Here is a 16412-nt window from a genome sequence, read left to right on the forward strand (position 1 = left end):
TTTGCATTACTTTGGTTTGTTTCCGCTATATCACTTTTAGCATTTGTATCAATTTTTGAAACGGCAAGGAAAACGATGATTGCTAAAATAGCGATAAGAAAAATCACACTCGTAACGGTTGTCCCGAGTCCTAATCCGCCATTTACTTTTGGTTGAGATAGGTAATCTCCAATTGACGCTCCAAGCGGACGAGTTAGAATATAAGCAATCCAGAAAGCTAATACTCCGTCAAGTTTCAAAAATTTATAAGCTAAGAACACAAGAGCAATAATAATAACAACGCCTATTCCTGTGTTAAGATAACCAAAACCAAGTTGTTCAGAATATAAATCGCCGACCGCTGTTCCAAGTGCAAAGGTGAAAAGGACCGTAAGCCAGTAGAAAACTTCTCTTTTTTTAGTAAAAATCGAGTGGATCGATAGTGTTTTTTCACTAAGATACCAAAATAGAAAAGTCAGTCCCAGTAACACCGAGAATACAGCTGTACTAACCTCAAGTGGTACGCCCATATTATCTGTCAAATAATCCGTTACAAGTGTTCCAAATACGCTTATAAGAACAACTGTTACCCAGTAAATGGCTGGAACATATTTGTTTGCTTTAAATTGAAAAAACAATGCAATAAAAAACGCAACTCCCATAATAATGGTAGTAAGAGTTAAACCAAGTCCAATGTTGAAATTGATGTAATCAGCAAATGTTTCACCAACAGTTGTACACAAAACTTTGATGATCCAAAAGAAAATCGTCACTTGTGGCACTTTGTTAAGTAGAATTTTCATTTTATGTTGGTTTTCTTGCATATATAATTTCCTTTCTTTAAAGTGGTTTCCCACAACTTAATTTTATTTCTCTCTCTAAATAAGGATGCCCATCCAAATCCAAGTTAATCATTAAGGAAGTCTGGGGCTGTTTCTCCCACAGTGGTTGCCATAATCTTGACGATTCCAAAAAATATGGTGAGTTGTGATTCTTTGCTTATCATTTACAGACCTGAAGGTTGGACCATTTCAGTTTGTTCAGAAAATGCTAAGTTTTCTTTAATGGAACTCATCTCCTTTTTGGAAGTGGTCATTGTTACAAAGCAATCTCCATCTCTGACAAAAATAGAAAATACAACATTTCCCCATAATAAGAAAAGTCTGTTTATCAATTAACCATAGGATTTCAACTCTTATTACAGCCGATTTTCCATTAGAAAAAATCCTTATCTTTCTTGACTTAGGTCTTTATGGCTGTACTTAGCAAGGAAAGGGATGTGTTTCGTTACTCTGTCATACATGTAGAACACTACTTGTACCAAAGGCTCCAATTTTTTGGAAGACTGCATAACGAATATGCTTGCCCCGTATGAAATAAGGACGCCACCAATCACGTCTGCAGGATAATGGACTCCGACGAATATACGCGAAATGCCAACAATAATAGCCCATACTAATACGGGATATTTCCACGAGTCGTTTCGTAGCACCATCGTACATGCTATGGAGAATACTAATACCGAGTGATCACTTACAAACGAAGAGTCAGCAGGATGCAGTATTAACTGATGAACATGGTGTGCCTCGAATGGACGTGGATGATAGTAGACAAGGTGAAGGATTGCGTTTATGAACAATCCAAGTAAGCAAGAAAAAACAGCGTATATAGCTGTGTACTGTTTTTCCGCTCGTTTTTCTTTGTTTGCAATAAACCATAGGAACAACATAAGTGCGATTACCACATAAGGAACGCTATTAGTGATGAATATCATTCCTCTATCTAGATAAGAGAAATGGCCGGACCAACCGTTAATCCATTGAAATATTTCATAGTTCATATTGTTCATCTCCTTGCTTATTTGGTTTTGGTTTCTCATTTAAAATCAAGTTGACCAGAAACAGCATTCTAAGTGTATCGAAGGAACCTGAACATCCTATGAAAATTACGTTAAAAATAAATTAAAAAAGAAAAATAAATGCGAGTTTAGTGCTATAGTCTTTTAAAAATGAAGGCAAAAACCAAATAGTAAGCAATTGCATGTGCAAAGCGACTTTTGATGTATTTTGGAAGCGACGGTTCCCCAGATGAAACTTATACGCTTAAAGCTTATGTTTCATCTGGAGGAGCAACAACAGATTTCAGTGTTCTTATAAATTTTAATAAAGAGAAAAGAAAACCAAAGAATATTTATTGGAACTATCATGAAGAAAAAGCAAATATAAAATGGGTTGATAATGATACCGTAATAATTAATGGTCACCAATTAGAAGTCCCAAGTGAAACTTATGATTCAGAAGGGAGTAGAAGAAAATTATAAATCAACTAACGGGGCAGGTTAGTTTCATAAGGAATATATTATTTTTAACAAAATTAGAGTAAAATGGTAATTATAAATTTATTAAATTAAGGATTGGGGAATATGAGGCATCTTATTGCATCAATTTATATATCATTTGGTTTTCTATTTTATTTTCTTACTTTCTTTGGAGACTATTATCCTTCTAAAATCGTTGGATTTGTTTCCTTTGTATTTATATTTATTGGTTTTGGTTATTTGTTTAAAGAGTTTAAAGAAAGAATCAAAAAAACTTTTTAGTGAATTTATTTCTTGAACTACCGGGTGCTTTACTTCAATAAAGAAGGTTGCTGAGGCAGCCTTTTTCTTATGGTACTACCGGGGCAGGATAGTTGAAGAGTGCTGTTTAATCTTTATTCAACAATTGGGCCATTTAACGGAACAACACTTGGCAGCTAAATTGGAGATAATGTTAGAAAATGGGAGTTGCTAAGGATTACACTTGAAATTTTTATTAAGTATTAGAGAGTTGAAGCGATGTTGGAAAAACCTAATATTCCTGAGTATTTTAAGAAATGATACTGTATAGAAATGAAAGGTGCTAGGTAAGCAAAAATTAACACAATTCATGGGTTTGCATGAAGGAGATAGAAAATGAGGTTACAAGAAATTATTGGTATAGTTAGGGAATATTTTTTTCTGGCATTAATAGCCGTAATTGTTTTAGGGATTATCTTATTTCTAGGGTATTTCATTGTAAATAGAAAACCTTTTGGAGAGAAGAAAAACTTTCCCAAGAAGCAGTTGTTTCTTGGAGGATTGTTTACTGGCTATGTCATCATGGTTATTGGCGTCACTTTTTTGAATAGAGGTGCAAATTATCAAGGTGGGATGGATTTATCTTTTTTTAGTTCATATCGCGAGGCTTGGTATAGTTTTAGTGTAAGGCATTGGCAGTTCGTGTATTTAAATATATTCATGTTTGTACCATTCGGTATCCTTTTCCCATTATTGCATTCACGTTTTAAAAAAGCAGTATGGACAATCGGGACGGCAGCGTTTTTTACTCTTTCCATTGAAAGTGTCCAGTTAATAACAGGATACGGCATTTTTGATGTTGACGATTTATTTAATAATCTTCTGGGCGCCATCATTGGATATGGTATCATCATGGGCTTTATTACAATCAAAGAAAAGGGAATAAAGCGATCCTTGTTCTACTTTTCACCTTTATTGCTAGTGTTTATCCTATCCGGAAGCATGTTTGCATACTACTGTTTGAAGGAATTTGGAAATCTCTCCATCGTGCCAATTCATAGAACTAATACAACAAATGCAACAATCACTATTGATGTACAGCTTGAGGATCATAGAAGAAAAGTTCCGGTTTATAGGGCGCCAAGCTATACAAAGGCTTCTGCTGATGAATTTGTCCAAAATTTTTTTGAGAGAATGCATATAGATACATCGGACATGGAGGATATTTCTTATCCGGATGAAGGAATGTATCGGATTAATGGAGAGAATTCTTATCATTTGTCATTCCAATTCCTAGATGGAAGTTATAGTTTCTTGGACTTTTCAAGGTTGGATGAAGATATAGAGCCTAAAGATATAGATGAAGAAACCTTAAAAGAAAGTCTAACAAAGTTTGGCATAGATATTCCACAAGATGCTAGGTTTCAAAAAGTTGATACTGGGATGTATGAGTGGACAGTAGATAAAAAGGCAAGAAGAAACCAGTTGATAGACGGTGTTTTAACAGCAAATTATTATAATGATAATACGGTGAAGGAAATTGAGGACCAATTAATTACCTACGACAAGGTAAAAGATATTCAAATAAAGAGTCAACAAGAAGCGTATAAAGAAGTTTTAAAGGGGAAATTTCAAATTTTCACTAGAAATAACAAGATAGATACCCTACAGATCCATAAAGTAGAGGTAAGCTACTATTTAGATTCCAAAGGCTATTATCAACCTGTTTATGATTTCTATAGTACAGTAGATGGAAAGGATATGACTATCTTAATTCCAGGAATCTAGAAAACTTTATTGCTAATAATAGCAATTCTAATGGGTTAGGCAATACAAATTTAAAAAACTCATAAAAGATAAATAGAAAAGATTTTAGTCAGTTGAACAAGAGTAGATTATTAGTTGAAGAAGAACTAAATGAAATGATTTTAGGGTTGGAACCAAATTTTGGTTATTCAATTAAAGGGCGCGATTCTTGAAAAAGGTTCACTTTTCTTATAAATAACTTAATGGCAGTTTAGTTTAATAAGATGGTAAAATGATGAGAATTAATTATGCTATGGGGCTGGTCAGTTGTAATTTTATAAAGGAGTTGTGAGAAGTTGAAATATCGTAAAGCAAATGTCGATGATATTGATAAATTGGTCGAGTTAAGAAAAAAGCAATTAGTTGATGAGGGGATAGAACCTAATATAGATATTGATAGAGAACTATATGTTTTCTTTAAAAATAAACTAAGTGATGGTACTTTAATTCAATGGCTAGTGGAAGATAATGAAGAAATTATAGCTTGTGGTGCAGTAATTTTTTATGAATTTCCACCTTGTTACACCAATAAGACTGGAAAAAAGGCTTATATCACAAATATGTATACTAATGAAAATTATCGTGGGCAAGGAATCGCAACAAAGCTGTTAACTAAATTAGTTGATGAAGTTAAGATTTCAGGTATTTCACAAATATGGCTTGGGGCTTCAAAAATGGGTAGACCAGTGTATAAGAAGTTTGGTTTTATGGAAACTGATGAATTTCTTGAATTAAATATTTTTTAATAATTTGTGAAGTATAACACTTAAACTAACGGGTGCGTTAGTTGATTAAGGAAGACAAAAAAAGATCAGCGTTTTTATAAAAGAATAATCCAATTTAATAGTAGTATAAGGGCATGTTTTGATAATCTTTTTTCAAAACATGCCCTTTCTATTTATTCATTTATCAAGGTTATTTGTATTAATTTGATCAAATTTTGTGGTGATCCTATGATCCATTCTTTTTTTTATTTTTGCTCTGTATAAATTAATCGCTCCTAAAGCTACAGATATTCCGGCCCAATATAGGGCTTGTTGATAACTGTTCAATAGATTAACTACTAATCCGAATAAAGAGGGTGCTATGACAATGAATAATTGATTTAATGTCAATGCTGAACTCACCGTTAAACCTATAAAACGTGAATCCGATTGTTCTGTGATACAAGCAATAAAAATGGAATACCAACCAATGGCTACAAAACCCAAAAGAAAACAAAATAATAGCATCAATATTTCCATTTCAACAGTCATGATGAGTGGCAGCATCACTGTAAGAATTACGGTAACAGCCATCACAATAAGCAATAATCTTTCCCTTATACCTTCAAAGAATTGATCACTCGCCCATGCGATGACTACCCGTCCAACCATACCACCTATTAAAACGACGCTTAAATATTTTCCTGCCTCTGTTAATGAATAGCTCCCTTCGTTATGCAAATAACTCATAAAATGTGCAATGATAATCATCTGTAATGACATCATCACAACACCCACTATATACATCGGATATAACTCCTTATTATTTTTGATGACATTCATTTTCTCCTTGAACCCGACCGAGGTTGATCTCGTTCCACTCGTTCTTTCTGGTTCGTTATATAATAATAAGAAGATCAGCCCTCCCATTATTGCTACGATCCCTTGTACTACATGGACTGATGACAAATTGAAATGATAATATGTATAGGATAAAACTGCAGAGGCAAGAGATCCTCCAATCGGTATTCCCGTCTGTCTTATCCCTAGAGCCAGACCTCTATGTTCGTTTGGAAACCATTTTACGATGGCCGTGCTTCCACCGGTTTGAGCACTTCCGTACCATATACCGACCAACAATAATAAAAGTAGCAATACAATATAATCATTAACAAAAACTAGCGTTAAAGCTGAGAGGCCCAATAAAATGGTTCCCCACCCGATAATGTGTTTTTCCCCTTTTTTATCCATCAAGTAACCGAACGCCAGCATTGAAAACATCGGACCAATATTGACCGCTGAAACAATGAAGCCTGTTTGAAGTGGTGTTAAATTCCATTCAATTTGATAAAATGCAGCGATGGGTCCCATGCCATATGTCACAAAGGTTGCTGCAGTTTGTGATAACGTGGCCACCAATACGATTAACCATTTATAATATGTATGCATTAAGAAATTCTCCCCCTATGCTTGATGTATCATTCAATAATAATTCGTTGGGATAAATTCTTACTTATAGCTTCTAGCATTATCTAGTCCCCCTTACTTATTAAGCTAACTAGAGTTTACTCTGACTTCCCAGAAGCGTAAAATGGAGGAAAATGATAGGGTTCATAAATTTTTTTTATAGGGTGTGCCAACTATATGAACATCAAAGAAATAGCATTGAAAATTGAAATATTAAACCGTCAAAATTTAAGTAAGTCTGCAGAAATCACGAACTATACTCAATCCGCCCTTACGGCTAAAGTGAAAAAAATAGAGTCGGAAATTGGAAAACTTGTTTTTAAACGCACGCCCCAAGGATTGAAAATCACTAGCGTAGGAATACAATATAAAAACTATCTTCAACTTATTTCACAAGAGTACGAAGAATTTTTACAAAACATTGGTGCCATTCAAACTAACTCTAAAGTGGATTTTGGCACATCACATACAACCTTGAAAATCTATGGTGCCCATATCGCGAATACTTTGAATAAGAACGACATTCAAATGGATGTGGATTTCGCCGTAGATTCCAGTAATGCCATAAACCAAAAAGTGCACAATTCCGAATTAGATTGTGCACTCATTAGTGAACCTATTAAGAAATATCCCGACTTAACTTATGACATCGTTGCAACTGAAACATTCGAGGTCATTTCAAGTAAGGACCATATCATCAATTTTGATTGGGAAACACCTATTACATTGCTCGTATTGAGTATAGGTTGTATGTATACAAGAGCTGTGACCGAATGGCTTATGAATAATCAAATACCATATAAATTAAAGGAAATAAAATCAATCAGTAGTATCCAAGATTTTTTGCAAATCAGCAATACCATTGCAGTATTGAATACTAAGCTTATAGATTTATATAACTATACAAACATTCACTATTACAAATTAAGCTTTAACAATGTCATTAATACCGTTTTTGTTTATAAGATGAACGACGGCGAACAGAACAATATCGTACAATTAAAAAATGTTCTGAAGACGATTGGTTAATTATAAAAAGGGTTTTATCTTTAGAGTTGCTTTGGTGGCTCTTTTTTTATGTAACTATCGGGGCAGGATAGTTGAAGAGTACTGTTTGATCTTTATTCAATAATTGGGCCATTTTGTTTGAAATTTAGGAGTGAAGAAATGAATAATTTTCTTACAGCATTAACTTATGTAAATAAAATGATTTATGAGTCGAATCACTTAACTGTAAAGTCAGTTCAAGAAGAGAAACAAAATTCTAAGTATGGTGCTGGTACATTTCAATTATCTTCTAAAACAGTCCGATTCAGAGTTGCGAATATAACCCCTACCAAAGTAGGGCAGTTTGTTGCATTTTGGGAAAAAGACGAAAATAATAAAAATCAACCCTACTTATATGAGGAAGCCCCTGATTTATTAGTTATAACTACCTTTAAAAATGAAAATGAGTTTGGTCAATTTATTTTCCCAAAAGAAATTCTTTTAAAACAGAACATTCTTAGGTCTACTTCAACAAAGGGCAAAATGGCAATAAGAGTTTATCCTAGCTGGGATAGTCCGAGTAGTAATCAAGCGATGAAAACTCAAAAATGGCAGTTACCCTATTTTGTTGACATGTGTAATCCGGATAAATTACCCTTAGAAAAAATATTAGAACTCTATTCTTTTTAATCCTCTGTAATCGGGCGCGCTTCTTGAAGAATTTTCGCTTTTCTTAATGAACTAACGAGTGCGTTAGCTGAAGATCAGAGCTGTCTTTAAGGCAGCTCTTTCTTTATCCCAACTAAAGGGGCAGGGCAGTTCAACAAGCATAGTGTCTTCGTCTGTGAGGATTATTTCTAAAAAAGTTTTTTAATGGTAAAATTAGTTAGGGGTGATTTTGTTGAATAGAAATAAAAGTTTTAAATTTTATTTTATAGTTTCTTTAACTTTTCTCATTTTAGGTTTTATTTTTATAAATATCTTTACCAATATAGTACCTACCATTATTCTTTTTGGTTACTTCTTTCTGTACTACCTCATTAGTGGCCTTTATCGTTTATCCCAACATAAGAAGCAAAACAGATCGAACTCCTATAATTAAATTTCGTACCCTCTCATTTGCGTCATAGTCTGTTTCAACTCTTCAATAAGTCATATGGCACTAACGGGGCAGGTTAGTTGAATAAATACATTCTTCATCGTTAATGGCTCCTTTCGTATGTAGCTCTGCACTTGTTTTTTAGTTTATGTCTAACGGGCGTAGTATTTACAGAGAAGAAAGCGATAATTACATGAGAAATATGTCCTCAGCTCTTTCGATTTCGACCGAAAAAAGCGATTTGGAAAAATTCCCAAATCGCTTTTTTTATAGTATTACTTTTTAGGTTTCTTATTTAAAATAAAGCGTAGTTCATTGATATCATCATCAGATAGGGTATCTTCCTGAATGAATTGGACAAGCATGGATTTCAAGGTACCTCCATAGATACGGTTGATGAATGATTCGGTCTCGGCACGCCGGCACTCTTCCTGTGTATAGAGCGGGTAAAAGGTGTAAACTCTTAGATTTTTATTGACACCTACTACATCTTTTTGAACTAATCGATCGAGAAGAGTGCGTATAGTTTTCGGCTTCCACTGGCTACTCTCCTGTAAGGAAACGATGATGTCATTTGCTGTTTGAGGGGCTTTATCCCAAAGCACGTTCATGATTTCCCATTCTGATTCTGATATGCTAGGAATGTTTTTCTCCATTTTTCTCCCCACCATTTTCTTGATAGATTCCTAAATCTTTTAAAATTGATAAAGTGATTTCTCCCGCCTTGCTTCCAGATGAATCATCTTCATTTTGTATATTGGTAGCAAAGAAATAAGTATTGTTCTTCGTCTCTACATACCCGATAAACCAACCATTGATGTTTTTTCCATTCACTGTTCCTGTACCTGTTTTCCCTGATAGGCGAGCCTCCTCATTCTTTTCTAAGAGTAGGGCTTCCTTCACAGCTTGGCTATGCAATTCCTTATATCCTAATTGATTGTAATAAAAGGCTTGCAGCAGTTGGACCTGCTCGACTGGAGAGATTTTCAATGAGGATTCGAGCCAGAATTCACCCAATCCCCCAGATACATCGGAATTTCCATAGTTTATCGCTTGTAGATTGGATTGTATTGTTTCGAATCCTGTTCTGCGATCTAATGCTTGGAAATACCAGTTTACAGAATTTTGTAAAGCAGATGAGACATCGTGATCCATATTCCAAGCGTCATAGGGTTGCTCCGTCCCATCCCATGAAAGGGTGGATTCTTCGGGAGATATCACATTTGATTCTAGTGCAAATAAGGCACTATAGATTTTATATGTGGAATCAGGTGATACCCGCAATGTACTTTTCTCTTCATTATAAATGCGATATTGCTGTGCGGCATGATCATATAAAACAAAGCTTCCTTCATACCCTTTAAAGAATGGATGTAAATCCTCAGAAACCACTCCATCATTATTAAAATAGTATCGGTCGTTTTCCGTCGCAAATGCGGAAACGAAAGGTAATTGGATTGTCAAAATGATACTGGCCAACACATAAATAAAGACACTTTTTCTTATTGATTTTTTTGTGGAATGTTCATAGGCAGAAATTCGTTCAATTCGTTTTTTGATTTGAAGCTTCGAACCATTTAAATGTGTCACCATTTGTAGTTTACTTGACCGTTTTGAAAGATCCAAAAAATTAATGATTGTATTTCCATATTCACTAAATGAATGATCATCTAGTAACTGTAAAACTGATGCATCACATGCGATTTCCCGATCCAATCTTATTTCTCTAAAAGCGAGCCAGACAAGGGGATTAAACCAATAAATGATTTGATAGAACAACATCACGTAATTTGTCAGCAGATCCTTGTTTTTATAGTGACTTAGTTCATGAAGAAAGATATACTCGTAATTTTTCAAGCTAAGCCAGTTTTCATGCTGGGAAGGTAAGACGATATATGTTTGAAAAAGTCCGAATATCATTGGGGATTGGACTCTTTTAGAAATGACAATCTTTATTGATTTTTTAATCTGTAGTCTTTTTTTGCATTCTTCGAAAAGCACGAGAGCTTCTTGGTTGGAAAACGGAGAAGAATAATTCTTTATCCTTCTAAGTGTTAGCCATCCACGAACCATAGTAAAGGTAAATAAAAGCATCCCTGACATCCATAAACCCACCACTCCAATATTAAGTAAGGACAGGTCCGGCCGATTGACCGATACGGAAAAGTCTTGTATTAGGTGCAGGCCTTGTATCATATCAGTTCCAGTCATTTTCATATTAGAGCTGGGTGCATTAGTCTGATATGTATCCCCACTGCTAAAGAGGGTACTAAAGTTATATAAATCAGTGGGTATGAATGGAAGTGCTAAAGCCATAAAAAGAAACATCCACAAATGATAGTACCATTTTGCTGTTAATCGTCTTCCAAACCATTTTCGTATAAGCAGAATAACAGCAACGGAAAATGAAGACACCAATAGACCTATTATAAAATGGGTTAAATACATGTCCTTCAATACCAACTCTCTTGACTTTTAAATTTTAAAAACAGGTATATAGCATATTTATAGCGGCTTTAGGGTGAAAAAATAAAGAATTGACTTTATTTGATTACATATGTAATACTGTACTACAGATGTAATAAGACTACAAATGTAATCCGTTAAAACCCCTTGTTTTTTTCAATTCGTGCATAAGAGTCTAATCAAATAATCAGGAGGTCTGCATCACCATGAACAAAGAGTTAAAGATCCGGCTGCTATCCCAGGAGAATACATAATAAATATATTTTAGAAAGAGGTTGAATCTTATGAAATCATTGAGCAACATTTTTAGTACTTCCGCATTCAGAAAAATTATGCCTGTTCTATTTCTTTCATGTGCAACACTTGTAGGTTGTTCAAACGATAACGTTAATACGGAATTAACTAAACCTAAAAAACAAGAAACTGCCGATAACCATGCTTTTGCTAAGCTTGAAGAAAAATTTGATGCTAAACTTGGTGTCTTTGCGTTGGATACTGGCACAAACCAAACAGTGACCTATCATCCTGAAGAGCGTTTTGCTTATGCATCCACTCATAAGGCTCTAGCTGTAGGAGCACTTTTACAACAGAAATCAATAGAAGAACTTAATCAAAGAATTACCTATACAGGTGAGGATCTTGTTAATTATAATCCGATCACAGAAAAGCATGTCGATACGGGGATGACTCTTAAGGAGCTTTCTGATGCTTCTCTTCGATACAGTGACAATACTGCTGGAAACCTTATCCTTAAACAACTGGGCGGCCCGGCTGGATTTAAAAAGGCACTGGAGGAAATCGGGGATAAAGTCACCAACCCTGAGCGACTTGAGCCAGATTTAAATGAAGTTAATCCTGGTGAAACGCATGATACAAGTACACCAAGAGCACTAGCCACTAGTCTTCAGGCTTTTACATTGGGAGATGCACTTCCAACTGAGAAACGTGAACTTTTAATAGATTGGATGAAGAGAAATACTACTGGAGATGCGTTAATTCGTGCTGGAGTTCCGAAAGGTTGGGTAGTGGCTGATAAGACTGGAGCAGGATCATACGGTACGCGAAATGACATATCGATCATTTGGCCATCGAAAGGAGACCCAATTGTTCTTGCTGTACTTTCAAGTCGTGATAAAAAAGATGCCGATTACAACGACGACCTTATTGCTGAGGCCACAAAAGAGGTAATAAAGGCCCTTAAAGTCAAAAATAAATAGAACGTTAAGCAGCCTTTTTTAGTAGATTCATTCCCAAAACGATTGTTATGGTGATGTCTTTCCTTATACGTGGAAACAGGGAGTTCCTGGCTTCAATATACAATTTTAAATGGTCAACCAGTAGAAAATCACTGGTTGACCTTATTTTATTTAGCTACTGGTTGGGGGATTAAGACCGAACTTTCCTCGTAGTATGCTACTGCTAAACCCTATAAATCCTCCAACAATCGCTGGAATGATCCACCCCAGTCCGACATCATACATAGGAAGAATTTCATTAAAAAAATTATTAATGGAAGAAAAGTGTATGCCAGCTCGATTTAATCCATCAAATAAACTGACTATAAATGTTAGAAGTAAGCTTCCTTGATACACTTCAGCCTTCCCTTTAAATAAAGAATGGAAAAATGTCAAGAATATTAATACAATGGCTAATGGATAAATAGCTGTTAAGAGAGGAATGGAAACAGCAATTAACTGGGTTAGCCCAATATTGGCAACTATGGCACTAAAAATAGATAAACTAATAGCAATTGTTTTGTAAGGTACCTTTGGAAATAGTTTATGGAAGAATGAAGAACAGGATGTAACAAGCCCTACGCTTGTTGTTAAACAAGCTACTGTAATCATTAATCCTAATAATATCCCTCCATAAGCTCCAAAATAATAATCGGAGACTTTTGCCAAGATGGTGCCTCCATTATCCAGGTGCCCAAGCTTTTCTACACTTGAAGCACCCATATAAGAAAGAGCTGAATACATGGTTGCCAGGAAAAAGGCAGCAATTCCAGTTGCTTTTGCACAAACCACCATAATTTGTTTTTTTGTTTTAGCACCTTTTTCTTTAATGGCATTAATGATGATGATGCCAAAAACAAAAGAGGCAAGCGTATCCATTGTTAAATAACCTTCTCTAAACCCATTAAAAAATGGTTGAACTGAATAATTCTTAACAGGTGCTTGAAAATCTCCGATTGGCTGTTTAAAAGCAACCACTACCAGGATTCCAATGAACGTTATCTTGATTGGTGTTAATATTTTCCCGACAATTCCGACAACTTTCGCGGGATTGATCGAAAAAAGGCACGTAATGCTAAAAAAGATGATTGTGAAAATAAGTAAAGGGGCAGAGCCTGGATTGTCTGACAAAAAAGGTTTTACACCGATTTCAAAAGAAACGTTTCCTGATCTAGGCAAAGCAAATAAAGGTCCAATGGCTAAATAAAGGACGGTTGTGAATACAATACCAAATACAGGATGGACCCGGCTTGCTAACGACTGTAAATCATCTTTCCCCGAAAAACCAAGTGCTAACACACCAAGTAACGGTAAGCCAACTCCTGTTAATAAAAACCCTGCATTTGCTTGCCAGACATTCATTCCTGCTGATTGACCAAGCATTGGCGGGAAAATTAAATTTCCTGCCCCAAAAAATAGAGCAAATAACATTAAACCAATTACTAATATAAATGAAGATGGTACTCTAGTAGCCAAATTAAAACCTCCATGAAAGAACTGAATTTTACTATTAAAAAAAGAAATAATTTTCAAAAAATTGATAACAGACTAAATACATAAGGTTGTATTATGACCTGATAAATTGATTTTAATATAAATTTTAAGTTTCTCCTTTTGGGCGGCCTAATTTAATAGGCAATAAGGTTCTTTTTTTAAGACAAGCAAATTGTTGTTACTACCATGATTACGATTCAATGATAATCGCTATGAAATGCAGAAAATTCCCCTACTTAGCCCCCTATTAGTGATATGTAATCATTAACTGAAATACCATTTTATAACTATTGATATATTGTAATACATCCTTCTTTTTCTTTAAAGGATACAAAGGAGGAAAAAAACAAGAAATAAAGTTGTCATTGGAGGGGGATAAAAGTGGCAGCTGTGAAAAAACAACGTAACAGATTAGTGAAACAAGAATTAAGGAGATTTAAATATAGAAGAGAATTAATGCAGACATAAATTAAGGAGTGATTTCAACTCGCTTGAAAATGCAAAAATGCGTGTTGAGAATAATAGGACACTTAAACATGAAAAAGACTTTTGGGAATTAATTGGAATGTCATCTGTGAAACATGCATTATTTGCTTATTACTTATCGGGGATATGATGGTAGTAGTCACTATAAATAGCTAGTCAAAAGAGCTTAGATTGCAGTCTCCAAGCTCTATTGACTAGCCTTCGTCTTTTATTCAACTAATCTTCCATTATTAAGGGATTGCATAGACTTCGACAGTGAAGCTTTCTCCATCGGTGTTTTCCGGTCTGGCGATATAGAAATCTTCACTCGTTTTGATTTCTGACTCGGACCCGTCTGTAAGATCATAGAAAATCGTTTCGTCGATACCGAAGCTGATGTCTTTCATGACATCGAATTTTGCATCTTTAGGACCGTCGACGATTTTCCATTGTAACTTGGTCGCGTAAGTAGGGATGTTCCCGATCGTGAAGTTATCACTTGATCGGTTATCCTGGCCGTCCTGAGGCTGACCTTCCGATCGGATCGTCGCGATTTTCTCAGGAGCTTCGACCTCCACATTAAAAGCATCCCCATCCAGAATCCGGTCATAGGCGTACCAGGCACCAAGCCAGGTCCCGGCAGCACCGTTCGAATCAGCGGAAATCATTCTTACAGAAAAATTATCCGATCCGTTCGTCGATGAACCTTCCCAGGTGGAAGCGAAAGGATATTCGTCACACTGCTTTCCTGTCCGATCCTCATCTCCGAACTCCCGGTCACAAATCCTCCTTGTCTTGTTCCTATTACGGTTGTATTCATCCTGATGACGTTTTGTATACATCCGTGTCAGAGTGCTTTCTCCTACGGCTCCCGGTATGTTCTTTCCAACCATTTGAGGCTTTGTCTGTTCTGGGTGGTCCATAGCGTCCTTCCAATGCTGGCCGGCTTCAGTTAGCATTTTGAATTCCGGCTTCGTGATCGGGACATTGAAGACCGGTGTGGCTTTGCTGAATACGGCTCCTTGCTGGAAATATTGATTTGGGAAAGCGAACATGTATTTTGCAGAGTCATAACGGACGGTCTGTTTAATGCCATCTATGCTTTTTTTGTATTTCCTTGCTGAATGGGTAAGGGTGAGTTTCGGCCAAAATTCCATGTATCCCAACTGGTCAGGATTTGAATCAGTTGCTGGGGGTGCTTCTGAGGTGAAGATTTCTGTATCGAAGTTCGTGTTTTTCCAGTGGGCGATCGTACGTTCCGTCGGTGGATAGCCGGGATCCTCTTTACAGTCACCTGCGTTCAATTTCGATTCACATACCATATCGATTTTCAACTTGGCTCCATTTAAAGCTGGATCGGTCACGATGATATCGTCAAGTGTATAATAGATTCTCATGTTCCGGCTTTGGTTGGAACCATAACCTATTTCCGTGAATTGAAATTGAACCCCTGCGTTTATACAGATCCCAGCGATGCATTTTACAGGGACTTGATATGTTGCCACATGTGACCAACAGAAGGAATAACGGTTCTTGATATACCCTGTTTCTGAACTGCTGTCAGGACTTCTACGGCATTCATCTACAGTCAGGATATGATCATAGTCAAATTCCGGGGGCACCCATCCGACCGCGGTCTTGATCGGAGGTGCCAAGTTCGCTCTGTATGTTGCTTTACTTTGCTGGTCGACCTCCATCAATTCATCCAATGTCTGAATGCCTTCCTTTTGCTGGACTTGATCTTGTTTGATTTCAAGCTCCCCGAGGGATTTGCCTTGCTTCATCAGTTCGGTTGCCTGCTTGATCTTGTCGTCTGGGACCCAGTACCCTCCACCTGCTGAAGTTGCTTGTGTCTGTACAGGTGCATAGATGCCAAGGGTCAAAAGCATGACAAGGACAATTGTAAAACAACGCTTGTGTAACCGGGACATTACAATTCCTCCCTTATTGAAAAGTAACAGCTGTTTATTACCCATGGACTAGTGCGCTATTAGCTCGGTGCGATTTAAATCGCTGATAGGTTACTACAAAATAAAATGTTTGACAATACTTTCCAATTTAAATAATGCAATCAACCTACATTTTTTACTAAATTCTTTTTAAATAGGAAGATGGTGGCCGATCCAAAAGACCTGATAATATTAATGACAATA

General features: G+C 36.0%; 12 protein-coding genes and 1 pseudogene. 6 read left to right on the plus strand and 7 right to left on the minus strand.

Going from position 1 to position 16412, the window contains the following annotated elements:
* Positions 1-41: 41 nt before the first annotated feature.
* Both ACFRAK_RS17035 and ACFRAK_RS17040 read right to left on the minus strand, forming a co-directional pair.
* Positions 42-803 (minus strand): annotated as a pseudogene (locus ACFRAK_RS17035) (COG4705 family protein); the annotation flags it as partial.
* Between the two features lie 404 nt (positions 804-1207).
* A complete protein-coding gene (locus ACFRAK_RS17040; protein ID WP_394572131.1) occupies positions 1208-1819 on the minus strand; it encodes an undecaprenyl-diphosphatase in 612 nt (203 codons plus the stop codon).
* Positions 1820-2038: 219 nt separating this feature from the next.
* On the opposite strand from ACFRAK_RS17040, the gene ACFRAK_RS17045 reads away from it, so the two are divergent.
* The 3 genes from ACFRAK_RS17045 (at position 2039) to ACFRAK_RS17055 (ending at position 5088) form a co-directional block, all read left to right on the plus strand.
* The gene (locus tag ACFRAK_RS17045; RefSeq protein WP_394572132.1) at positions 2039-2299 is read left to right on the plus strand and encodes a DUF5412 family protein; all 261 of its coding nucleotides are present in this window, start codon (positions 2039-2041) and stop codon (positions 2297-2299) included.
* Positions 2300-2932: 633 nt separating this feature from the next.
* Positions 2933-4324: a VanZ family protein gene (locus ACFRAK_RS17050; protein WP_394572133.1), complete on the plus strand. Its 1392-nt coding sequence runs from the start codon at positions 2933-2935 to the stop codon at positions 4322-4324.
* A 314-nt stretch (positions 4325-4638) separates the two neighbouring features.
* Positions 4639-5088 carry a GNAT family N-acetyltransferase gene (locus ACFRAK_RS17055; RefSeq protein WP_387602711.1) on the plus strand — a complete coding sequence of 150 codons (450 nt, stop codon included), beginning with the start codon at positions 4639-4641 and terminating at the stop codon, positions 5086-5088.
* A gap of 156 nt (positions 5089-5244) precedes the next feature.
* Here the strand turns inward: ACFRAK_RS17055 and ACFRAK_RS17060 are convergent, their stop codons facing one another.
* Entirely contained in the window at positions 5245-6495 is a 1251-nt protein-coding gene (locus ACFRAK_RS17060) for an MFS transporter (RefSeq protein ID WP_394572134.1), read from the minus strand.
* Between the two features lie 195 nt (positions 6496-6690).
* Between ACFRAK_RS17060 and ACFRAK_RS17065 the strand changes: the two genes are divergently transcribed.
* A complete protein-coding gene (locus ACFRAK_RS17065; RefSeq protein ID WP_387602707.1) occupies positions 6691-7542 on the plus strand; it encodes a LysR family transcriptional regulator in 852 nt (283 codons plus the stop codon).
* Between the two features lie 138 nt (positions 7543-7680).
* Positions 7681-8190: a MepB family protein gene (locus tag ACFRAK_RS17070; RefSeq protein WP_387602705.1), complete on the plus strand. Its 510-nt coding sequence runs from the start codon at positions 7681-7683 to the stop codon at positions 8188-8190.
* Between the two features lie 684 nt (positions 8191-8874).
* On the opposite strand, the gene blaI is transcribed toward ACFRAK_RS17070, so the two are convergent.
* The gene (blaI, locus tag ACFRAK_RS17075) at positions 8875-9255 is read right to left on the minus strand and encodes a penicillinase repressor BlaI (RefSeq protein WP_260285099.1); all 381 of its coding nucleotides are present in this window, start codon (positions 9253-9255) and stop codon (positions 8875-8877) included.
* Entirely contained in the window at positions 9236-11047 is a 1812-nt protein-coding gene (locus ACFRAK_RS17080; protein ID WP_394572156.1) for a BlaR1 family beta-lactam sensor/signal transducer, read from the minus strand. The genes blaI and ACFRAK_RS17080 overlap by 20 nt, the downstream gene beginning before the upstream one ends.
* Before the next feature lie 302 nt (positions 11048-11349).
* Between ACFRAK_RS17080 and bla the strand changes: the two genes are divergently transcribed.
* Complete coding sequence (bla, locus tag ACFRAK_RS17085; RefSeq protein ID WP_387602703.1) at positions 11350-12282, plus strand: class A beta-lactamase; 933 nt, start codon at positions 11350-11352, stop codon at positions 12280-12282.
* Positions 12283-12432: 150 nt separating this feature from the next.
* On the opposite strand, the gene brnQ is transcribed toward bla, so the two are convergent.
* Both brnQ and ACFRAK_RS17095 read right to left on the minus strand, forming a co-directional pair.
* Complete coding sequence (brnQ, locus tag ACFRAK_RS17090; protein WP_394572158.1) at positions 12433-13776, minus strand: branched-chain amino acid transport system II carrier protein; 1344 nt, start codon at positions 13774-13776, stop codon at positions 12433-12435.
* A 734-nt stretch (positions 13777-14510) separates the two neighbouring features.
* Positions 14511-16190 (minus strand): NucA/NucB deoxyribonuclease domain-containing protein, encoded by a 1680-nt coding sequence (locus tag ACFRAK_RS17095; RefSeq protein ID WP_387602698.1) that lies wholly within the window; start codon positions 16188-16190, stop codon positions 14511-14513.
* Positions 16191-16412: the final 222 nt, after the last annotated feature.

It is taken from the genome of Peribacillus sp. NPDC056705, from assembly GCF_043656335.1.